The organism is Hungatella sp. L36 (assembly GCF_014288035.1).
In genome coordinates this window covers 44020-66220 of the sequence record NZ_JACOPC010000022.1, presented here as the reverse complement: position 1 = coordinate 66220, position 22201 = coordinate 44020, and the positions used below count along the sequence as shown (strand labels likewise).

Sequence of the window (22201 nt, the reverse complement as noted above, 5' to 3'; positions counted from 1 at the left end):
ACGACCCGAAATGCGGGGCGGGATTACGCCTGCCCCGCGTTTTTTAAACTTTTATTGAGAAAGGAGGATATCGTATGGCTAAATATGTAGGAAAACGACTGGTGTATATGGTCGTTGTATTCTTTGTTATTTCATTTATTATGTACATGCTGTACAACTTGATTCCCGGGGACCCGGCAGCCATCGAACTCCAGACAATTCGTGATGAAATCAGCGCGGATGATTACGAGGAAATGTATCAGCAGGTCAGAGACCGCCTGGGACTGGATGATCCCATCGTAATCCGTTATTTCCGGTGGCTTGGTTTATATCCTTCCGTGGAAGGAAAAATGGATGGCGTATTCCAGGGGAATCTGGGGTATTCGACCATGTATAAGGATGATGTGGTAAATATCATCGCGGCACCGCTGCAGAATACCCTGTTTTTGAATATTTTTGCCACAATCCTTGCACTGGCCATAACGATTCCCCTGGGAATTTTCTGCGCAGTGAAGAAAAACAGCCGTTTTGATCAGGCGGTTCAGGTATTTACCATTGTCGGTTACAGCATTCCGATTTATATCATTGGTCTGGTCTTTATCTTTTTTCTGGCTGTAAAATTCCACATTTTCCCGGTTGGCGGTGTGAAGAGCTCCGGCGCGGAATATACCGGATTTGCGGCTGTTAAGGACCGTCTTTACTACATGGCGCTTCCCCTAATTGTTACAACCTTTGCCAACTTAGGCAGCATGACGCGTTACGTCAGAGCGGCTATGATCGACGCCTTAAGCATGGATTACATACGAACTGCTCGTGCCAAGGGGTTGAAGGAAAAAGTGGTTATTTATTCCCATGCCTGGAGGAATGCGCTGCTTCCCGTTGTGACGGTTATCATCGGCTGGTTCCTGCGCATTTTCAGTGGTTCCGTGGTAGTGGAAAACACGTTTTCCTTCTTGGGGATGGGGGCTCTCAATGTAACCGGTTTGAAGCAGAGTGATTATGAACTGGTTCTGGCTATACAGCTGTTCTATACGATTATCAGTCTTGTAGGCATTCTGATCACCGATATCAGCTATGGTCTGATTGATCCCCGCGTTCGCGTAGACAAATAAGGAGGAAACGCAATGGAGAAGAAAAAGAAAACACACAGCCGCATTTCCACCTGGTTTCGCCGTATGTTCTTTGGTCCTGGCCGGGAGCTGAGCTTTCTGGAAGAGGAGCAGGTGCAGAGTCCTCTGCGTTCTATGGCAAAACGATTTTTTACCAATAAAATTGCCATGACGGGACTGATCGTATTTCTGTCCTGCCTTCTGCTTGTCATAATCGGCCCGATCTTTTTGCCGCTGGATCTCTCTTATTCCGACGCGACCCAGCAGAATGTTCCGCCGACGAGAAAACTGGCAGCGGTACCGGAAGCTTTAAAGAGTGATTTGAGGAAGCTTTCCGTCGGCACCACTTACGGTATCGGCTGTGACAATGCAGGGCAGGTATATACCTGGGGATATACGAAAATTACGGATAAGATTGATCTGGCGGAAATTCCGGATGAGGTGAGAGAAGCCAAGATTGTGGATGTGGCTGCCGGTTATGACCATGTACTGGCGCTGTCGGATAAAGGACGGCTGTATGTATGGGGAAATACCAGACTGTCCCAGGCTGACATTCCGCAGAAGGCGCAGAAAAAGGATATCATTTTAATTGGCGCCAGCACACAGTACTCCGCGGCTTTGACAAAGGAAGGCTATCTGTACCTGTGGGGAAACGGAAATACCGCAGATATCAAAGTAAAAAAAGATTACCAGAATCATATAGTCAAGTTTGCGCTGTCTGATTACGCCTATGTCTGTCTGATGGACGACGGAAGTATCCAGTATACCGGTTATAATGCCACAACCTCATATGCGCAGATACCGGAAGGGTTAGAAAGCGGCGTGATCGATATCGCGGCATCCTCCACGACCTTTGCAGCGGTTACGGATGACGGCGAGGTGGCCGTCTGGGGAAATGTGACGAATGGAGAGAACGAGGTTCCGGAATTTGACGGTGAGATCAGGGAAATCTATGGAGGGCGATACCATTATACGGCGCTTCTGGATACCGGGAAAATTATTTCCTGGGGAGACAATCATTTCGGACAGGCAAAGGTTCCGGATCATCTCGCAGAAGGAGAGGAACAGATAAAGGATATCTACACCGGCTACTATCAGAATTACGCGGTGAATGAAGACGGGAAGATATTTACCTGGGGGCTGAAGGGGTATCTGATGGGAACCGATAATCTGGGGCGCGATGTTCTGACAAGGCTGGTAAACGGAGGAAGAGTTACCATGACGGTCGGTGCCGTCTCCGTTATTATCATGCTGCTGATCGGCATTACCATCGGCGGACTGTCCGGATATTTTGGAGGCCGCCTCGACGTAGTACTGATGCGTATTGCGGAGGTAATCAGCGGAATTCCATTTCTGCCGTTCGCACTGATTCTTTCGTCAGTGGTCAGTTCCAGCGTTTCGCTGACGCAGAGAATGTATCTGATAATGGTAGTTTTGGGCATCTTAAGCTGGCCGCCTCTGGCCCGGCTGGTGCGGGCTCAGATCCTGGCTGTGAGGGAGCAGGAGTATGTCATGGCGGCGAAGGCAATGGGGGTGAAGGAACTTACCATTGTATTTAAGCATATTCTGCCCAACATCCTTTCCGTCGTTTTAGTGAACATAACGCTGGACTTTGCAACCTGTATGCTGACAGAATCCTCCCTGTCCTATCTGGGCTTCGGAATTATTCCGCCTACTCCGACATGGGGAAATATGCTTACCGGAGCGAACAACTCCGTGGTGATTCAGCAGTACTGGTGGAGATGGGTGTTCCCGGCACTGATTTTTGGCATCTGTACCATTGCCATAAATCTGATGGGAGACGGTCTCAGAGATGCAGTGGACCCGAAATCAGAGGAGAGATAAGGAGGTAGAATGATGCCATTACTTGAAATGAAAGATCTTCATACCTTTTTTCATACGAAGCGTGGAATTGTGAAGGCGGTAAACGGGGTATCGTACTCCGTGGACGCGGGAAAGACGCTCGGTGTCGTGGGGGAATCCGGGTCTGGGAAAAGTGTGTCGGCCATGAGCATGCTGCAGTTGATTGACGGAAATGGTTATATTGACAGCGGCAAAATTATTTTTAATGGCAGGGATCTAACGAAGCTTAGCCGCCAGGAAATGTATAAAATACGGGGAAATGATATCTCAGTTATTTTTCAGGAACCGATGACCAGCTTAAACCCTGTATTTACAATTGAGAGACAGATCAGCGAACCGTTCATGAATCATCAGGGAATGAAGAAGGCGCAGGCGGCCCGGGAAGTGGTGAAAATGCTGGCGGATGTGAAAATTCCGAATCCGGAGGTGGTGGCGAAGCAGTATCCGCATCAGCTCTCGGGAGGAATGCGGCAGCGTGTGATGATTGCCATGGCGCTGGCCTGTAAGCCAAAGCTTTTAATAGCAGATGAACCGACGACCGCCCTGGATGTCACCATTCAGGCCCAGATCTTAAATCTGATGAACGAGCTGAAAAGGGAGCATGGAACGTCGATCCTGTTCGTTACCCACGATCTGGGGGTAATCAATCAGATGGCGGATGATGTGGCTGTCATGTACTGCGGGCAGGTGGTGGAACTGGCCCCGGCGACGGTACTGTTCGCCCCGGACTGTGCGTATTCGCACCCGTATACGGAAGGGCTGATGTTTTCGGTTCCCAGGCTGGATACCCCTGCGAATAAGCGGCTGGAAGCAATTCCGGGCGCGGTACCCCATCCTCTGGATCTGCCGAAGGGCTGTAAATTCGCGCCCCGCTGCAAGTACGCGACAGAGCGGTGTCAGACAGAGGAACCGGAGCTGCTTACGGTGTCTGAAAGGCAGCAGGTCCGCTGTTTCTATCCGCTGAAGGAGGAAAGACATGGAAAAGAGAGATAAGGTGCTGATCCGTATCAGCAATTTAAAACAGTACTTTCCTTTGAAGAAGAAAGGGCAGTATGTGAAGGCGAATGACGGGATCTCCCTGGATATTTATGAGGGAGAAACGTTTGGACTTGTGGGAGAATCCGGCTGTGGAAAGTCCACGCTGGGCCGGACGCTGCTTCAGTTTTATAAGCAGACGGATGGGCGCACCATCTATTACGGCCACAATGCGGAAGAATTTGCCCCCGCCTATGTAAAACATACAATTCAGAATCTGGAGAAACGCAGAAAGGAATACGGAGAATTAGAGGCGGAGAAGAAGCGTATTCAGGCCGCCTATGAGAAGCTTTTAGAGAAACAGCGGTATGCGGAGAAGGAGAAGCTGGACAGGGCGGTAAAGGAGGCAAATGACGCGTTCCTCGATATGGCCGGCGTTGTGGGCGGGCTGATGGAGGCGGAGAACTTAAAGCCTGTGCAGGATATCTTTCTGCAAAAATATGAGATCTCTTTAAGAGCCAAAAAGGCAGGGGAGCGTCTGCGCAGGGCCAAGGTGAACCTGGCTGATTCCGAGTACCGGGTAAAGAACAGAAAAGAGAGCGGCAAAAACAGCGAATCCGCGCAGAAGAGGGTGGAGAGGGCCGCTGAAAAGCTTAAGAAAACAGAGGCGGAGATAACAGCCATTGAAAAGGAACTGGAGGCGGTAAAAAGCAGAATCGATGAGATGCGTAAGCCCTATGCCGGTCAGGCGGAATTTGAGCGCATTGAGAAGTACAGGGATAACGGTATCGATTTAGCGAGGCTTACCTACAATGAGATGCGCCTCCTGCGCAGGGATCTGCAGCTGATCTTCCAGGATCCGTATTCCTCTTTAAATCCCAGAATGACGGTAGGTCAGATCATCGGAGAGGGGATGCTGGCGCACGGGATGTTTCACAAAAATGACGGACGGATGCAGGAGGAGGTGCTGCGTGTCATGGAAGAATGCGGGCTGGCTCCCTATTTCCTGCACAGGTTCCCGCATCAGTTTTCAGGAGGGCAGAGACAGAGAATCGGAATTGCCAGAAGCTTGGCCGTAAGGCCGAAATTTGTAGTCTGTGACGAGGCGGTTTCTGCGCTTGACGTCTCGATCCAGTCCCAGGTAATTAACCTGCTTCAGGATCTAAAGGAGAAGGAGAACCTGACGTATCTGTTCATTACCCATGATCTGTCTGTGGTAAAGTATATCAGCGACAGAATTGGTGTCATGTATCTGGGCGCTATGGTGGAGCTGGCAGATGCTCAGGAGATTTTCGAGCACCCGGGTCATCCGTATACAGAGGCGCTGATGGCGGCAATTCCGACGACCGATATCGGGGATAATAAGAAGGAACTAAAGATTCTGGAGGGCGATATTCCAAGTCCGGTAAATCCGCCCAGGGGATGTAAATTTCACACCAGATGCAAATACTGTACGGAAATCTGCGGACAGGCAGTGCCGGAGTGGGAGGAAGTCAGTCCGAATCACTTCGTGGCCTGTCACCACAAGTTAAAGCTCCGGGAACAGGAATGATACCTGGGGTGAAAGGCTGAGAGGAGACTGGGATATGGTCGTTCAGGATAAGATGGATCAGGCGCTGCAACTGTACCATGAAAGACAGAGAATTAAGACGGAGGAGTACCGGAGAAGATACGGTGAAACTCCGCCGGAGGTGGAGAGGGGAGATGTACCGGCTATGATATTAGCGGCGTTTCTGATGATTCTTCCGGCGGTTCTTCTGCTTCTGCTTCTGATGGTGGGAGCGGGATATTTTTTCCTGCTTCATTAATAAGGTAAAATTTATAGAAAGGGGGCCGCTGTAATCTCAGAGGATTGGAAATCTAAGATTACAGCGGCTCCCTTTCTATGTATCAAGTGTGTCTGCGTCTCTCTTTTGCAGAATTTACATCTCCTCCCGCAGAACCACCCGCGAAGCGCAGCTTCCGCCCCGGTGAATGCGGTTGAGGGCGGTCTTTATGGCCACGCTGTTGAAGCCATCCCGGGTGTTGCGGTTTGGAAAGATGAAATTCTCCGCACTGGAGGTGATGGTAACTCTCAGGCGGTGACCTTTTAAGAAGGTATGAGATACTTTTGTGGTTCTGATCTTTACCGGATAAACCGTGCCCGGCTCCATGAAATCGGGATGATCGAACTGATTCCGGTAGCGGACGCATAAGACTCCGTCGGCCAGCTTCATGGAGCGGCCGGCTTCGTCTACATCTGTGATGCGCACGACGAGATCGGTATCCTCACAGTCGGAGGAAAGAAAAATCTCAGCGGTGGCGTCTCCGGTAATCGTTAAGTCTTCGGTCAGGCATTCGGTGGTATAGCACAGGACATCAGACCGTTTCTCTTCTTCCGCGTAGTCGGCAGGGACCTCCAGTTCATTTTCCGACATGTCAATAAGATGGATCGCCGGATCTTCCGGATTATACAGATAAGAATCGGAAGATTCGTGCACCGGAGAGTCCGTAGTCAGAAGACCGCCGTTTGATGCGGCCGCATCCTCGCGGCTGCCATCCAGATAGAGCACCAGCTCTTTAGTCTCTGGTACAGGCCAGTTACTGGCCGTCTTCCACTGGTTGGACCCACAGGTATAATACTCTGCCTTCGGTGTCCGGTCGATTCCGTTATCTGCGCCTTTTAGATAGTGTTCCAGCCAGGCGAGGCAGATTAAATCCATGTCGTAACGGAGGGCGTTGCTGCCAAGCGCAAGGCCGCCCGGATCGTAGGACGCATTGCCGCTGTGCAGCCAGGGACCCAGAATGACTTTCTTTTCCGGATAGTCCCGATATAATTCCAGGGCTTCCGTTGTACCCATGCCGTTATCGTCAAACCAGCCGGACATGATCAGAGCGGGAACCCGGCTCGCTTCAGTCCGTTCCTTCCAGTTACCGCGCTGCCACAATTCGTCATAGTCCATATGGCTGAGCCATTTCTTCAGAAATGGGATGTCGTAGCCGAGGGCTTTTGGCGCCAGCTCCTCCAGAGGGCGGATGTTCAGAACATCATCCCAGTCGTCTCTTGCCATGAGCTCGGGGTTGGCATGCTGTCCGGAGACGAGGAAGGCCCAGGCGAGCATACCGGAATTAAAGCAGCCGCCTCTTCGCGGAACATCCACGAAGGGACTGCCGGCACAGACATTGCTGAGCATGGCTTTCAAATGCGGATTGCCGCTGGCCGCTGCTGCCCACTGGACATAACCCAAGTAGGAACCTCCGGTCATGCTGACGCCGCCGTCGCTCCAGGGCTGGCCGGCAATCCAGTTCAGCGTGTCGTCACCGTCCTCGACTTCATAGTACATGGGAAGCCATTCGCCTTCGCTGTCTTCCCGGCCGCGGACATCCTGGATCACCACGGCGTAGCCGCGCTGTACAAAACGATAGTACGCGGCTGTGCCAATGGTTTTTCCATAAGGGGTACGAATTAATACGGTGGGGACTCTTCCCGCTCCCTCCGGCAGATAAATATCCGTTGCCAGACGTATGTTGTCACGCATCGCCACCATCTCTGTGACTGGGGGCTTCACCGTGAAAAGAGGGGTCTCGTTGATTGTCTTCCAACCGTTCAGGATCGTTCTGTCTTCAAACCCATCTTTTACCAGAACCGCGCACTGGTCACGAAACGGAGTGACGAAAGCAACGACGGTTCCCTCTTCTGTGATCAGATCGACTGGAAACTTAATGTTTCGCTGTACAAAGGAGTCTTCGCTTTTCCTCTCGTATATCTCTCCGGAGGGAGTGGTGAAGCGCGCTGCCTTTTCCTTTGTGACCTCGCTTATTCCCGCCTCGTAGTCAGGCAGCTTAAGAAGGATATGGCGGACATCCATTTTCCCAAGCTCGAGGTACCAGGTTTCATCCTCTGTAAGCTCTTCCCATTCTTTAAAAAGACCGGTATGTACATCAAGCGGCCGATGGCAGACACAGTCCTTCGTCCGTTCACAGATACCATATAAAATGCCGGACAGATAAAAGTTCCATTGTTCCATAGATTCCTCCTTGTGTATCAAATACTCCGCAGTTTGCTGGGGGGATTTGACTGTAATGTCTCAGTGGCTTATGCGCCAATGAAAAATTTGATCAGATAAGCAACCATAATGCCCACATAGTTTCCGCAGACGCCGCCAATTACACCCATGATCAGCCCGACGCTGACAAGCCGGTTCCATTTGGCGCTGGAGGCGACTAAAGATGCAGTGGTACCGTCGGCAATTGCACCGGTGATTCCCAGAATTACGTATTCGTAAGGAACCTTAAACAGTCTGGAAAGGAATAAGTGAAGCGCGATGCTTCCGACGATAACACAGAAGCAGAAGAGCGTGATCGTCATGGTGGAGCCGAAGAAGGAGACAAGATCTACGCTGAAGCCGATGATGGATAAGTACATTAACCCGAAAAACAGCCCCAGATTCAAATTCCCTCTCAGTCTTCCTACGGCCGGAATCTGGGCGGCCGCGATGGAAATCGTGGAGATCAGCAGGATTCTGCCTGCACTTGCGATGGAGGAGGGCAGAAGTGCCGACAATTTCGTGGCAATGGTAACTATGGTAACCGCGATGGCCAGGAGCCATGCGATATCCTGGATACTCCATTTCTGTTCAGCCATCAGCACAGGCTCGTCACCGTCGCCGATGCGGTCCTCATCCGAGAGATGGTAGGGCCAGAACTTCTTTAAATATTTCACATTCTGGAACAGGGCCGGGGCGGCAAACATCAAAAACAGGGTCGGCATACCGATCACATAATCCGCCGCATTAGCGGCAGCGATGGTCTCATTGGCCGCATCAAGTCCGACTGCGATCGCTGTTAAGTTGGAACTTCCGCCGGTGTAGGTGCCTACGAACATTCCGGCAATCTTCCAGCCTTCAAACATCTTGTTTCCAAATATGACACCGAACACCGTGGCCATAAGGCAGACACTGAATACGGCACAGACCAGAGCCACCAGCGCCTTTCCGGAAAGCTTGGCCAGCTCCTTTAAATTGATATTCAGCAGATAGATCGAGATGGACATCGGGACGCAGTATGTAATGATGACACCGTATACATCCTGATATCCCGGAACAATGTGCAGGTTTACAAGCACAAGTCCGATAACGATAACTGTAAGCGCCGGGCCCACGTATTTAAATGCCTTAAAGCGCTGTACCCACAGGGAAAATGCCACCATTACCAGTATAACTGTCAATAATTCGTCGGTTGTTTGAAAAATCGGGAACTGCATACTAATACCTCTTTCGTTATTATTTGGTAATTACTCTGCCATGCGGCTGAATCGTTACATAATATGTATCTTCTCGGTTTACATGTGAAAGGTTATGCCAAATCCCGGCTCATCCAACAGTGTGAACGTATCCTTATCCTGGATAAACCCGCCCTCGACCGGATTCTCTTTATAGTACAGGAAGCTGTCACAGTCGGCTTCAGTCACATTTTTCTTAGCGGCGACCAGACTCAGACCGGCGGTAATGGCCAGCTTGGTTTCCAGCATACAGCCTACCATGCAGGTGACTCCGTTGGCTTCGGCGATAGCATTGATCTTGGCAGCAGGATACAGGCCGCCGCATTTCATCAGCTTAATGTTGAGAATATCGGCTGCCTCCAGCCGGCAGGCTCTGGCCGCATCCACCGGTCCATGGATGGATTCGTCCAGCATGATCTGGATTCCGCCTGTTTTTTTGCGGATATAAGCGGAACCTTCCATATCCCAGTGCGGCAGACATTGTTCGACGGCTTCGATTCCATACTCCTTAAAACCTTCCAGTGCGCAGACGGCGCTTGATACGCTGTATCCCTGGTTTGCATCAACACGGAGGCGGACTGCAGGGCCGACGGCTTCGCGGATGAGCTTCATAGCATGGATATCTTCTTTATAGTCGATTCCTGCCTTGATTTTCAGAATGCGGTATCCTTCCGTACAGACAAGCCTCTTTGCTTCGGCTGCCATGGCTTCCGGGCTGGTGATGCCGATGGTGATATCGTTCTGCACTACGTTGCCGCAGCCTCCAAGCAGCTTGTAAACAGGCTGTCCCATGGATTTTCCCATCAGATCGTACATCGCTAAGTCCACGGCACATTTTGCCGCTCCGTTTCCTACGATCACGTTGTCCATCATGGCATGTATGGCTTCGATATCCATGGGGTTCATACCCATCAGTCCCTGCTTAAAGAGTTCCAGAACAGCAATGACGCCATCGATGGTCTCTCCGGTGACAGGAGCAAAGGGCGCTGCCTCCCCGTAGCCTGTGAGTCCGTCCTCTGTAGTTACTCCGATCAGTACACTCTCCAGGCTGCTGACGGTAGCAAAGGCCACCTTGAACGGTTCCTTCAGCGGAATCTGTACTTTTTCAATTTTCATACCAGTAATCTTCATGATTATCCTCCTTATATTATGGCTATATCATAATTTTCACGTTATAATATAAAATAATTTTACTATAGCTTAAAATAACGGTCAACCATTTCTGAACATTTCGTCGTGAAAAACAGGAAATAATCAGTAAAAATCTTGCGAAAGTATCTGAGACACGCTATGATAGAAGAATCAGAAAAAAGGAGCTTTAAATGTTAGGTACAAATATCAGAGAATATAGAAAAAAACAGAAGCTTACCATGAAGGAGCTGGCGGAGCGGACAGGCCTCTCCATCGGATATATTTCCCAGGTGGAACGGGGGGAGACAGAACCGTCGCTGTCATCTCTGCGAAAAATCGCAGGCGAATTTGATGTTCCCGTGTATGTGCTGCTGGACGATCATAAGAATGATTCCAGCCTTACCATACGCAGGGAAGAACGCATGACTGCCCATGTCAGGAAAAACAGTGTGGAATACGAGTTCCTGACGCCATTTTCCTCACAGAATTTTTCACCCAAAGCGCTGATGATAAAAGCCACACTCGAACCACATTCCAGAGATTCGGAAATACCCATCGTCCACCATTCCGAGGAGACGCTTCTGGTCGTCAAAGGAACGCTTAAGGTGGTGGTCGGTGAGGAGATGATCGTGCTGCGGGAGGGAGATACGACGATTATCAAAGAAGATTTTCCCCACACCTGCATCAATGATGATGATGATTACACAGAGGTGATCTCCGTCATCACACCGCCGATTTGGGGGACGCTGCATTTTCCTGGATAAAAAGATGGAAGGACCGTGATCAGGGCCTTCCATCTTTTTATCCAGGCATATGCTTATACTCCTTTACGGTACATCCGTAGTACTTCTTAAAGCTGGCGCTGAAATACTGGCTGTTGCGGTAGCCGGTGGCCTCGGCCACCTCGTAGCTTTTCATATCGGTAGTCCGGAGCAGCTCGCCGGCTTTTTCCATACGCACAGAAATCAGATAGTCGTATAGATTGATACCGAACTGGTCCTTGTAGAGACTCGTTAAGTAGCAGTGGTTGACATTAAAATGACGGGCGATCATGACCAGGCTCAAATCAGGATTCTGGTAGTTCTTTTCGATATAACACCTGATTTTGGACAGAAGCGTGTAGGTCTCGCTGTTTTTAGACTGCATAGCTGCCTGGCAGGAGGCGTACAAATCGTTTAATTCCTGCATGACGCTCCCCTGGTAAAAGATGCCTTCCAGGAGCAGATCCCGCTTTAGACAGCTGTTGATATACTTCTTCAGTTCCTCCATACTGGTTAAGAAGCGGTTCTTCTCCTTGCAGTCCGGCATGGTATAGATAATAAACAGCTGAAGATTGTCCATGCAGATGAAAAGGCTTCCGTAGTACTGGCGCGTCAGCGTATTGCAAAGTGTCTGCAAGTATTCCTGGCACGCTGCCGTGTCTGGCGGAGCATCTTTTCCGAAATCCATGAATAAGACCATTCCGAGACCGCCGGTGATGTTGATGTCAAATGCGCGGAAGATGGCATCGTCTGCCTCACGGAAATTTTCATACATCAGTTTGGAAATGTACTGGCGCCGGATCAGGGGGTATTTTTCATTTAATATTTGGTTGACCTCCCTGGCACGGATACATTTTTTCTCGGCCCTCCGGAGAACATCAAGCAGCTGGCTGTTATCGATGGGCTTGTTTAGATAATCGATGGCATCCAGGGCCAGAGCCTGCTTGGCATATTCAAATTCCTTATATCCGGAAAGAAAGATGAAAAACAGATCCGGATAGTAGTCTCTGGCGATTTTCGCCATCTCAATTCCATCCATGATGGGCATCTTAATATCGGATATGATGATGTCCGGACGGTTCTCCTTCATATATTCCAGGGCATCCACACCGTCACGCGCGGTATAGACCAGGTCCCATCCCAAATCATTCCAGTCAATTCTTTGAGCCATATTTCTTCTTGCGACTGCGTCGTCGTCTACAAACAGTATTTTCAACATTTTTATCAATCCTTCCGGTTTTTTTTCCATGATCATCGATTCAGACGGGGCGCTTCCGTGTTTTGGGTGCCCTGTTTCTGGCTTAGGGCCTGATAGGGAATTCTCAGTGTCACCGTCGTGCCTTCTTCCAGAACGCTGTCGATGGTGAGACCATAGCCAAAGCCATAGGTAAGCTGAAGACGGTCGTGTACATTTTTAATTCCGTAGATATGAGCGGGCTTTTCTGACATGGAACAGTATAAGGAAGCCCGGATATCTTCGAGAAGCCGGTCGGGGATGCCGCCTCCGTCATCGCTTATGCGGATCAGAAGACAGCTGCCCTCTTTTTCTGCGGAGATCCTTATGGTTCCATCGGTCCGGCAGGGCCGCAGTCCATGATAAACCGCATTTTCCACGATGGGCTGCAGCACCAGCTTGATGATGGAACAGTCCCAGTATTCGGCGGGGACAGAGATCTCATACTGGAAATCTTCGAAGCGCGTCTTTAAAATAGCCAGATACATCTCCACATGAGTCAGTTCATCTCTCAGAGAAATCGCCACCATGCCCTTGCTGACGCCGATACGGTAAAATGCAGCCAGCTGATCCACCATCTGTCCGGCTTTTTCCACCTCACCCAAATCGCACAGCTGGTGAACGCAGTCCAGCGCATTGTAGAGAAAATGAGGATTGATCTGAAAGTAAAGGGCCTGTAGCTCCGCATCCTGTTTGGCGAGCATTTCAAACTCCAGATTTTTCATCAGCAGCTTGATCCGGCCGATCATGTGGTTGATTCCCTTGCAGATCTGGTTGATTTCCTTGCCTCCCCATACGGTTATCGCTGTATCTAAGTGGTTTTCTGAGACGTAGTTCAGCTGCTCCATGAGAGAACTGATGGGACGGGTCAGCAGGTTGGTAACGGTAAAATAGAGGGCGAGGCAGACGGTGAGCAGGAGAAGGCTGAATTTTATCGCGACATCGGAGAAGCGGTGGTAATTCATGTACATTTCTTCCATGGGGATAACGGCCAGTACGCCCATATTTTCATAGGCCAGCGGGCGGTAGATGACGTAGTTTTCACCCAGCTGCCGCGTGATGGTCGTCTCTGGCACCGCATCGCCGGTCAGGGCTGAGATAGCGTGTAAATCCTCTTCCGACAGCTTCTCCAATGTGTCGGTTCCGAAGAGCTCGGAGGAGGAAAACTGCAGCTTTCCATCTTTTACGAGGGTTACGCATGAGGAGGCAGTGATTTTGCAGTTGATCAGTGAGGTGGTGAACAGCCTGTCGTCGATGCCGAACACCATAACTCCGTGTACGGCGGAATCAGGAGAACCCAGGACCTCCATAAGCGAGGCGGCAGGCAGGCGTCCGCTGAACGTGGAGTAGGGATAGGGCTCTGAAGCACTGGTAATCCAGTGCAGGGAGTATGGCGGGTAAACTTCTGAGAAATCCTCGTAACAGAAATTGGATCGCCGCAGCTGCTCTCCGGTATTGGAACGGAACATACTGACGGTATAGTCGTCAAGAAATAAAAATACGGAATTAAAGTAGGAGGAATTCATGACGAGAAAATCATGGACTGCGTTGGAGAAGCCACGGTAATTTTCCGCCGAGATAGGTTCCCGGTCCGCCAGAATGTTTTTCCGCAGCTTATAATAATAGGATGAAGCCGTAATCGTGGTGGGAAGATTGCTTACCGCGGCAATCTTCTGTTCCAATGTGTCGCTCGTCTGACCGATGATGGCGACCGCGTTCGCCTGAATCAAGTCTGTGATCTCTTCTTTGCCGGCGCGGTAGAAATAGCTGCACGAGAGGAGTACCAGCAGGACAAACGGCAGGCAGAACAGCAGCATAAGACTTCTGATTGACAGTGAAAAAAAATGTTTCTTCACGAGTGATTCCCCCTTATCATTCGATAGAAATACGGTTTCTGTATGTGTTTCCTTTACCATATATAGTTTTGATAAGTTTGTCAACAAAACCTAAAGATATTATAATTTTCACGAAAGATACTTTATTTACCCGTGAAGGCTGATGTGGTTAAATAGAGACATGAAGTTAAGCGCTTACATGAACAAAAAGAAAGGGGAAGAGATTGTGAAAAAGGAAAAGTTTAATTTTGCTCCATATATTCTCATATTACCGGCATGCCTTTTGATGGGGCTCATCATGATTTATCCATTGGGAAAGGTTTTCTACTTAAGCTTCCAGCATTATAATCCGACGAAACCGTTTACCAACGGGTTTGCGGGACTCGATAATTTTATTACGATCTTTACGAAGAAGGAGTTCTACAATGCACTGGGCGTTTCCGCAAAGTTCGTAGCATGTGAGGTGGTACTTCAGCTGATCTTCGGCATGATTGTGGCACTGATCTTAAATCAGAAGTTTAAAGGGAGGGGATTCTTCCGTGCCCTTACATTTATTCCATGGGCTTTATCCGGAGTACTGACCGCTGTTTTATGGAGTATCATGTTCAACCAGCATTTCGGAGTACTCAATGATCTTCTGGCGAAACTGGGGATTATCAAAGAACCCATCGCCTGGCTGGCGAACACGAAATTCGTACTCGGTTCCGTCATTGTGGCGGAATTATGGAGAGGCATTCCTTTCTTTGCCATCAGCCTTCTGGCGGCGATGCAGGGGCTTCCGGATGATATATACGAGGCGGCAAGAGTGGACGGCAGTACGAAGTTTCAGACGTTCCGCTTTATCACGCTTCCGATGCTTAAGAATACCATTGTGCTGACGACTCTGCTCCGCACCATATGGGAATTTAACAGTGTGGACTTAATCTACAGCCTGACCGGCGGCGGTCCGGTGGGTAAGACGACCACGCTCAGCATGCTGATTGCCAATCAGGCTATCAAGACGAGCAACTATGGATACGGTTCGGCGCTCTCCGTTGTCAGCTTTGCGATTTTGGCCGTTATCGCGGTGATTTATATGAAACTGTCCGGATTTGGAAAGGAGGAGGCATAACCATGAAGGAGAAGAAAAGAGATATTATATTCCTGCGGTGGCTTCCGCTGCTTCTGATCAACGTGTATGTGGTGTTTCCGATTTACTGGTCCTTTATCACATCGTTAAAGAGTGAGGCCGACATTGTCAGCACGCCGATCCAGTATATCCCGCGGTCGCCGTCCCTGAACAACTTTGCGAACGTATGGGTTCACGCCGGATTCAGCCAGTATTTTGCAAACAGCCTTCAGATCAGCATCGTGTCGGTGTCAATCATCGTGGTCCTGTCCATTATGGTGGGATATGCGCTGACGAGATATAAATTCAAGGGAAAAAAGCTGTTTATGGGCTTTCTGCTGGCCAGCCAGTTTATACCGGCGGCGGTGCTTCTCGTTCCGCTGTTCAACATTTTCCAGGGAGTCGGACTCGTGGGAACGAAGACGGCCATCGTGCTGGTAAATATCACCTTCCATATTCCGTTCAATGCGATTCTGATGAAGGGCTTCATAGAGGGAATCCCCTTTGAACTGGAGGAAGCGGCTATGGTGGACGGGTGCAGCCGGTTTAAGGGAGTGGTGAAAATCGTGCTTCCCATGCTGGTACCCGGAATCATTACGGTGGCGGCGTTCGCATTTATCGCCTGCTGGAATGAGTTTCTGTTCAGCCTGATGTTCTTAAACGATCCGGCAAAATATACGGTGCCCATCGGCTTAAAGATGATGCAGGGCGAGTTCAGCGTTCAGTACGGCGCCATGGCATCCGGCGCGATTATCGCCATGTCGATTCCGGTATGTCTGTTCGCCTATCTTCAGAAATATCTTGTAACCGGTTTAAGCGCCGGCGGTGTTAAGGGTTAATAATTATATAATAAAAAACAGGAGGAAGTAAAGTTATGAGGAAGAGAATTACAGCATTAACAATGGCAGGGGTTATGACAGCGGCACTTCTCAGCGGATGCAGCGGCGGAAACAGCACCAGTACCACCACAGCCGGGGGAGCTGCGGACACGACGGGAGCGGAAGCGGCTCAGACGACGGCCGGCGGCACCGAGGCAGCAGCAGCGGGAGAGAAGGTGGAGATCACTTACTGGGATCAGAACGCGGATACGAAGAGGACGGAGATTTTCAACAAGCTGATCGCAGATTTTGAGGCGGAGAATCCGAACATCACGGTAAAACTGGTTCCAGTTCCCGCCGATCAGGCGAAATCCAAATACGATGTGGCAATCCAGTCCCACACCGCCCCGGACTGCGGCGGTGTCAGCCAGTACTGGATGAGCGATTTCCTGATTCAGGATGCCCTGGTTCCGCTGGATGACTATATTGCGGGATGGGATCAGAAGGACAAGACTCTCTCCGAGTTCGACGAAAGTATCCGCAGCATGGCTCCAGACGGCAAGATGTATGGTCTTGCGCACATGGTAACTGTGCCGGTTGTATGGTATAATACGGAATTGATGAACAAATCGGGATGTGAGATTCCGGAGGACTGGGACGGTGTGTTTGACTGTGTAGAGAAGATGACCGATAAGGCAAACGGCGTCTATGGATTCTCGATCCGCGGCGGCGCCGGAAGCTCCCAGCAGTTTGAGCAGATGATGTATCAGTATTCCGGCCAGCTGGATATGTTTGATGAAAACGGCAATTCCACGGCCAATGATCCGGCTCACGTGGAGCTGCTTGAGAAATTCGCAAGTATTTACAATGTATACACACCGGAAAGCGATATCACCAATGCGGTGGCTGAGATGAATGCGGCGTTCGATTCCGGTTCCGCGGGAATGATCTTCCATAACCTTGGCTCTTATGGCCAGCACGTACAGACCCTGGGCGAGGACGGATTTGCCGGACTGGTACGGTTAAATGCTGCTAATGGAACGAGAACCATCGTATCCAACGGCGCAATGTGCTTATCCGTATTCAAGGATTCCAAGCATCCGGCAGAGGCCTTCAAATTCGTCAGCTTCCTGGCACAGCATGAGGCGTGCAGCTACATCAGTGAGCAGATCGGCCAGATTCCCTGCAACAAGGAAGCCCTGGAGGACGAGTGGGTGCAGAAGGCAGGCCCGATTAAGGAGGCCGCAGATGCGCTTCTCGATTCCAGCACGACGGTGACTACGCTTCCGATCAATGTAATTGGCTACTATGATCTGCATCAGAACACCCTGGTGGAAGGATTCCAGAATGTGCTTCTCGGCAACATGACCGCACAGGAATACTTAGACAGCTGGGCGTCTGAGATGACGAGACTGAAGTCCGAGTACGACCAGTATTTACAGACTAAATAGACGTAAAGCCCATGAGGCGGAGGAGAGAAAATGGATTGGTTGGACGAATTTAAAAATCCTCCCGCCCGATGCCGTATCAAGCCGTTCTGGTTCTGGAACGGCGATATGGCGGAGGACGAAATAAAACATCAGATAGAGGAAATGTCGGATAAAGGCCTTGGCGGGGCCTTTATCTGTGCAAGACAGGGACAGAAGGTCCCCTATCTGTCGGAGGAATGGTTTAAAAAGGTGAGCTTTGCGGCCGAAGAGGCGGTTCGGTGCGGCCTTGAGACGTGGCTTTACGATGAGTATCCCTATCCGAGCGGTATGAGCGGCGGCGAGGTGCTGCTTGAGCATCCCGAGGCGGAGCATATGGTTTTAAACCACCGGTCTCTGAATCTGCCGGAGGGCGGTACGTTCGAGATGAATCTGGGCTGGTGCGGACTGCTTTATGCGAAGGCATTTCCGGCAGGGGGGCAGGCAGGAGATGGGAGCGTGGATTTTGCCCATCCGGTGGATCTGGAAGCGTTGGCAGGCAATCTTCAGACGGAAGAGATATACCAGACAACCGGTCTGACGAAATACAACAATAAGCGTTTTTTCACCTACCGGCCGGAACGGATTCTGAAGGGAACGCTGCCGGCGGGAAGCTGGCGGGTGGAAGTGTATACCCAGGCGGCCCTCGGCGAGTTTAAGTATTACGGAGGCTTTTTCGATCCGTGTTCGAAGGAAGCGGTACAGACATTTTTAAAGACGACCCATGAGAAGTATGAAAAGTATATGGGGGAGAAGTTTGGAAGCCGGATTTACGGCATGTTTTCCGATGAGGTGGGGCTTCTAAGCCCGATCCCGTGGTCCAAACGGCTGCCGGAATACTTTAAGCAGGTGAAGGGGTACGATCTTCTGGAACATTTGCCTGCGCTCCACAATGCCGCGTATGAAAATGCTTATGCCATACGGTATGATCTCTATGACGCCATCCATAAGCTGTTTGTGGAGAGCTACCATAAGCAGGTGTCGGACTGGTGCGGGAGCCACCATCTGGAGTACGCCACAGAGGTTCCCTCCATGCGCATGAGCACGCAGCGCTACAGCGCGATCGTGGGCGGAGACACGGCCCATGAGAAGCTGGGACGCCCGCTGGAATGGATCTATGATGAATATATCCGCAAATACCGTTCCAACGCGAAAGCAGTCAGCTCGCTGACACGCCAGCTGGGAAAGCAGTTTTCCATGATCGAGAGCTTCCACAGCCTGGGCTGGACCATGACGCTTCAGGATGCAAAGTGGATGTTTGACCGGCTGGGAGCAAGCGGAATTAACTTTTACAACGTGCACGCGTTTTATTATACCATCGACAGCATTACGAAGCATGACGCGCCGCCTTCCCAGTTTTTACAGAATCCGTACTGGAAGCATTACCGCCTCCTGGCAGATTACGCGGGGCGGCTCGGTACGTGGGTGACGAACACGGAAGCCGATATCCATGTGGCGGTGCTCGACCCGGCGGCGACGCTGTGGGCGTATCTTGGCGAACCGTTTATCGGTTTCGTCTACCAGGGAGAGGATGAAGCGGAACGGCAGAAATGCGACCAGGTGCGAAAGGACTGGGTTGCGGTCTGCAAGGAACTCCTGTTTAACCAGATTGATTATGAACATCTCGACACGGAAATCCTGGAACACGCAGAAATCCGGGACGGCGAGATTCTCATCGGCAGGGCCTCCTACCGTGTGCTGGTCATACCGCCCACCGATTTTATCGAGGCGGCGGCCTGCGAGAAGATCCGGGAGTTTGCCGCCTGCGGCGGAAAGATCGTTTTCCTGGGAAATCTGCCGGAGGCGGTCATCGACAGGAAGCAGGAACGGGCTGACTGGACCGGCCTGGAGCTGAATCAGCGGGAGGACAGGCGTTACTTCGAAGAGATCCGGGATGGCGCCTGGTGTGAATGGTGCAGGGAGGCGGCCGACTTATCTTTCGGAATTAAGACCCGGGATTCGGAGCGAAAAGATATCATCAGCTCTGTCAGGGAAGACGGCGGGGCGTATTACGTATTCCTGGTAAATCAGGGCGGCCGTGATACGGAAGTGTCCGTCACGTGCAGACGGGCTGGATGCGTGTATGACGGGGAGCTGTGTCTCGATACCGGAGAGGTGAAGACGGCGGCGGCTCCGGCTCCGATGGAGGCGGTTTCGCTGCGGGCGTATGAGAGCCGGATGCTGCGGTTTGGGAAGTGCGGTGAGAAGGGGAGGGAGGGTGAAGCGGTTGGCATCGACGGTGAGAGCGGCAAGGGCTGCGAGACTGTTAAAGGCTGCGAATCTGTCAATCACTGCGATTATGGCAGCAGGCGTATACTGCGCAGCAGTGAGCAATCGCCGGAAAAACTGGTAATCGACACTTCCGATCCGATGCCTGTCACCATCGAAGGCGGCAATATTTTCCGACTGGAAGAATTTTTAATATCCCGGGACGGGGAGGAATGGTTTGAGGTGCCCGTGAAGACCTTTATTGAGCAGTGTGCCGACCAGTCCTGCCTGAAACCGGAGGATTATCAGTTTACCGGAGCCTTTGGAATTCCAAAGAAGATTTCGATTCACTATCCGCTGGCGGTGACCTATAAGACCGGCTTTGAGGTGGAAACGGTGCCGGAGACGTGTTCGCTTCTGATGGACCGGGGCGCGGTAAAGGATACGTGGCGTATGACGCTAAACGGGGAAGAAATCGGTGCTGAGACATTCCGGAGCGTATTTATCAATGATCAGAACAATAGGATGGCGGACATAGCCCCATTTCTGAAAAAGGGCTGGAATGAACTGGCGGTGGAAGTGATGCTCACGAAGGATTCTGACGGGATTCGGGATCCGCTCTACTTATATGGAGACTTCGGTGTGAGTGAGACGGAGGCAGCAGGCCGCAGAAGACTCACTGCGAAACCGGAGACTGCGGCGTTTACGCTGGATTACATCAGGGGATTCCCCTACTACAGCGGGACGTTCACCTTCCGGACTGTGCTTGATGTAAAGACGGTTCCACAATTGTTTGACTTAGAGCTGGATAAGAAGGATCAGTGCCATGAATGCCTGGAAATCATAGTAAACGGTGTTTCCGCCGGTGTGCGGGCGTTTTCCCCGTATACGTGGCACGGGGACGGAGCGATGTTAAGGCAGGGAGAAAATCAGATAGAAATCCGTCTCACCAATACTCTCGCCCCCATGCTTGACGGAACCTGGTTTGATTATGAGAAACACTGTCTTGTAAAATGTTAAGAGGAGAAGCTTATGAAACCAAATGTGATTGTTTTTTTTACGGACCAGCAGCGATCGGATACTACCGGGGCGGGCGGTAATCCCTGCGGATTGACGCCGAACTTTGACCGGGTGGCATTTACGGGGACGTACGCATCGACTGCGGTTACGCCCCAGCCGGTGTGCGGGCCGGCCAGGGCGGTGCTGCAGACTGGAAAATACGCTACCTGTACGGGAAATTACCGGAACGCGATTCCTCTGGGAAGAGATCAGAGGACCATGGCCCATTACTTTCATGACGCCGGGTATGACACCGCTTATATCGGTAAATGGCATCTGGCGTCGGGGCGGCACGAGGTCCAGAAGGAGGAGCGCGGCGGATATGACTGGTGGCTGGGCGCCAATGCCCTGGAGGCTACCTCCAGACCGTACGATACCCTTGTATATGACAATGAGAACCGGCCGGTGAAGCTGCCGGGGCACCGAATTGATGCCCTGACGGATGCCGCGGTCCGCTACATCGATGGCCACCAGGACCAGGATAAGCCGTTCTTCCTATTCCTGTCCTTTTTGGAGCCTCATTTCCAAAATTGTTTCGACGATTTTTCAGCCCCTCACAGCGGGGCTCCCATCAATCCGCTTTATATGCCGCCGGATTTAGGCGCGCTCGGCGGCACGTCATGGCAGCACCTGGGCGGATACTACGGTATGGTGAAACGGCTGGATGAGGCCTTCGGACGAATCCGGGATGCACTGGAAAGCCTTCATATGACGGAGGACACCATCCTGTTGTTCACCAGCGATCACGGATGCCATTTCAAGACGCGGAATGCGGAATATAAGCGTTCCTGCCATGAAAGCTCTGTCCGCATTCCAATGGCATTTTACGGACCGGGATTTACAGGGGGCGGTAATGTTGCGGAGATTGTCAGCCTGATCGATGTTGCACCGACCCTTCTCGATGCATGCGGGATTCCGGTTCCGGAGGATATGCAGGGCCATTCCCTCATGCCTCTGCTGAGCGGAAAGAAAGCTCCGTGGCCGAAGGAGGCGCTCATCCAGATCAGCGAGGCGGAGGTCGGCCGGGCCATAAGGACGAAACGGTGGAAGTATTCGGTTCAGGCCACTGACCGGGATCCGGTTTTAGACCAGGGAAGCGGCGTGTACACCGAGATGTATCTCTATGACCTGGAACACGATCCTTATGAACTCCATAATCTGATTCATTCCAGGGCCCACCAGGGGGTATGCCTCATGCTGGGGGAGAAATTGGTCAAGCTTATGAAGGAGGCGGGAGAAGGAGAGGCTGTGATTCTGCCGCAGGAGAAGGAGAAGATTGGACAGCTGGCCGTGTTTGACGGGGAAGAGCTGTTATAGAAAATAAACTGGTGAAAAAAATATGTTTGACACATCAGGTTCAGATGGTTTATAATAAAGGTACAAAAAAGGCAGTTC

16 protein-coding genes are annotated in these 22201 nt (G+C 51.1%); 11 read left to right on the top strand and 5 right to left on the bottom strand.

The window, feature by feature from the left end; all coding sequences use genetic code 11:
• The first annotated feature begins 74 nt into the window (after positions 1 to 74).
• Genes H8S80_RS30800 through H8S80_RS30780 form a run of 5 tightly spaced genes read left to right on the top strand, consistent with a single transcriptional unit; the run spans position 75 to position 5734 of the window.
• On the top strand, positions 75 to 1091 hold the full coding sequence (locus H8S80_RS30800; RefSeq protein ID WP_118033284.1) for an ABC transporter permease: 1017 nt from the start codon (positions 75 to 77) through the stop codon (positions 1089 to 1091).
• Between the two features lie 12 nt (positions 1092 to 1103).
• Positions 1104 to 2933, top strand: coding sequence for an ABC transporter permease subunit (locus tag H8S80_RS30795; protein WP_243010380.1), 1830 nt, complete (start codon positions 1104 to 1106; stop codon positions 2931 to 2933).
• Between the two features lie 12 nt (positions 2934 to 2945).
• Entirely contained in the window at positions 2946 to 3944 is a 999-nt protein-coding gene (locus tag H8S80_RS30790) for an ABC transporter ATP-binding protein (protein ID WP_118033283.1), read from the top strand.
• Positions 3928 to 5478, top strand: coding sequence for an oligopeptide/dipeptide ABC transporter ATP-binding protein (locus H8S80_RS34985; RefSeq protein ID WP_118033282.1), 1551 nt, complete (start codon positions 3928 to 3930; stop codon positions 5476 to 5478). Before H8S80_RS30790 ends, H8S80_RS34985 begins: the two co-directional genes overlap by 17 nt.
• A gap of 34 nt (positions 5479 to 5512) precedes the next feature.
• Positions 5513 to 5734 carry a hypothetical protein gene (locus H8S80_RS30780; RefSeq protein ID WP_118033281.1) on the top strand — a complete coding sequence of 74 codons (222 nt, stop codon included), beginning with the start codon at positions 5513 to 5515 and terminating at the stop codon, positions 5732 to 5734.
• A gap of 114 nt (positions 5735 to 5848) precedes the next feature.
• On the opposite strand, the gene H8S80_RS30775 is transcribed toward H8S80_RS30780, so the two are convergent.
• The 3 genes from H8S80_RS30775 to H8S80_RS30765 form a co-directional block, all read right to left on the bottom strand.
• Positions 5849 to 7933: a CocE/NonD family hydrolase gene (locus H8S80_RS30775; protein ID WP_118033280.1), complete on the bottom strand. Its 2085-nt coding sequence runs from the start codon at positions 7931 to 7933 to the stop codon at positions 5849 to 5851.
• Positions 7934 to 8001: 68 nt separating this feature from the next.
• Positions 8002 to 9168, bottom strand: a complete 1167-nt coding sequence (locus H8S80_RS30770) for a DUF819 family protein (RefSeq protein WP_118033279.1) — start codon at positions 9166 to 9168, stop codon at positions 8002 to 8004.
• Positions 9169 to 9246: 78 nt separating this feature from the next.
• Positions 9247 to 10317, bottom strand: coding sequence for a mandelate racemase/muconate lactonizing enzyme family protein (locus tag H8S80_RS30765; RefSeq protein ID WP_118033278.1), 1071 nt, complete (start codon positions 10315 to 10317; stop codon positions 9247 to 9249).
• 191 nt (positions 10318 to 10508) lie between these two features.
• Here H8S80_RS30765 and H8S80_RS30760 point away from each other — a divergent pair, with 191 nt between their 5' ends.
• A complete protein-coding gene (locus H8S80_RS30760; RefSeq protein ID WP_118033277.1) occupies positions 10509 to 11081 on the top strand; it encodes a helix-turn-helix domain-containing protein in 573 nt (190 codons plus the stop codon).
• A 37-nt stretch (positions 11082 to 11118) separates the two neighbouring features.
• Here the strand turns inward: H8S80_RS30760 and H8S80_RS30755 are convergent, their stop codons facing one another.
• Positions 11119 to 12297, bottom strand: coding sequence for a response regulator transcription factor (locus tag H8S80_RS30755; protein WP_055660290.1), 1179 nt, complete (start codon positions 12295 to 12297; stop codon positions 11119 to 11121).
• A 32-nt stretch (positions 12298 to 12329) separates the two neighbouring features.
• On the bottom strand, positions 12330 to 14168 hold the full coding sequence (locus H8S80_RS34930; protein ID WP_182464759.1) for a sensor histidine kinase: 1839 nt from the start codon (positions 14166 to 14168) through the stop codon (positions 12330 to 12332).
• 205 nt (positions 14169 to 14373) lie between these two features.
• Between H8S80_RS34930 and H8S80_RS30745 the strand changes: the two genes are divergently transcribed.
• Genes H8S80_RS30745 through H8S80_RS30725 form a run of 5 tightly spaced genes read left to right on the top strand, consistent with a single transcriptional unit; the run spans position 14374 to position 22123 of the window.
• Entirely contained in the window at positions 14374 to 15258 is an 885-nt protein-coding gene (locus tag H8S80_RS30745) for a carbohydrate ABC transporter permease (RefSeq protein WP_242868002.1), read from the top strand.
• Between the two features lie 2 nt (positions 15259 to 15260).
• The gene (locus H8S80_RS30740) at positions 15261 to 16094 is read left to right on the top strand and encodes a carbohydrate ABC transporter permease (protein WP_002602231.1); all 834 of its coding nucleotides are present in this window, start codon (positions 15261 to 15263) and stop codon (positions 16092 to 16094) included.
• Positions 16095 to 16129: 35 nt separating this feature from the next.
• Complete coding sequence (locus tag H8S80_RS30735) at positions 16130 to 17524, top strand: ABC transporter substrate-binding protein (RefSeq protein WP_055660293.1); 1395 nt, start codon at positions 16130 to 16132, stop codon at positions 17522 to 17524.
• Between the two features lie 30 nt (positions 17525 to 17554).
• Positions 17555 to 20767 carry a glycosyl hydrolase gene (locus H8S80_RS30730; protein ID WP_118033274.1) on the top strand — a complete coding sequence of 1071 codons (3213 nt, stop codon included), beginning with the start codon at positions 17555 to 17557 and terminating at the stop codon, positions 20765 to 20767.
• Positions 20768 to 20779: 12 nt separating this feature from the next.
• A complete protein-coding gene (locus tag H8S80_RS30725) occupies positions 20780 to 22123 on the top strand; it encodes a sulfatase family protein (RefSeq protein WP_118033273.1) in 1344 nt (447 codons plus the stop codon).
• The last annotated feature ends 78 nt before the right edge of the window (positions 22124 to 22201 follow it).

Coding starts and splice junctions, on each gene's coding strand:
- H8S80_RS30755 (WP_055660290.1), bottom strand. CDS start 12,297: ATGTTGAAAATACTGTTTGTAGACGACGACGCAGTCGCAAGAAGAAAT.
- H8S80_RS30780 (WP_118033281.1), top strand. CDS start 5,513: ATGGTCGTTCAGGATAAGATGGATCAGGCGCTGCAACTGTACCATGAA.
- H8S80_RS30790 (WP_118033283.1), top strand. CDS start 2,946: ATGCCATTACTTGAAATGAAAGATCTTCATACCTTTTTTCATACGAAG.
- H8S80_RS30775 (WP_118033280.1), bottom strand. CDS start 7,933: ATGGAACAATGGAACTTTTATCTGTCCGGCATTTTATATGGTATCTGT.
- H8S80_RS34985 (WP_118033282.1), top strand. CDS start 3,928: ATGGAAAAGAGAGATAAGGTGCTGATCCGTATCAGCAATTTAAAACAG.
- H8S80_RS30735 (WP_055660293.1), top strand. CDS start 16,130: ATGAGGAAGAGAATTACAGCATTAACAATGGCAGGGGTTATGACAGCG.
- H8S80_RS30740 (WP_002602231.1), top strand. CDS start 15,261: ATGAAGGAGAAGAAAAGAGATATTATATTCCTGCGGTGGCTTCCGCTG.
- H8S80_RS30760 (WP_118033277.1), top strand. CDS start 10,509: ATGTTAGGTACAAATATCAGAGAATATAGAAAAAAACAGAAGCTTACC.
- H8S80_RS30765 (WP_118033278.1), bottom strand. CDS start 10,317: ATGAAGATTACTGGTATGAAAATTGAAAAAGTACAGATTCCGCTGAAG.
- H8S80_RS30770 (WP_118033279.1), bottom strand. CDS start 9,168: ATGCAGTTCCCGATTTTTCAAACAACCGACGAATTATTGACAGTTATA.
- H8S80_RS30800 (WP_118033284.1), top strand. CDS start 75: ATGGCTAAATATGTAGGAAAACGACTGGTGTATATGGTCGTTGTATTC.
- H8S80_RS30725 (WP_118033273.1), top strand. CDS start 20,780: ATGAAACCAAATGTGATTGTTTTTTTTACGGACCAGCAGCGATCGGAT.
- H8S80_RS30795 (WP_243010380.1), top strand. CDS start 1,104: ATGGAGAAGAAAAAGAAAACACACAGCCGCATTTCCACCTGGTTTCGC.
- H8S80_RS30730 (WP_118033274.1), top strand. CDS start 17,555: ATGGATTGGTTGGACGAATTTAAAAATCCTCCCGCCCGATGCCGTATC.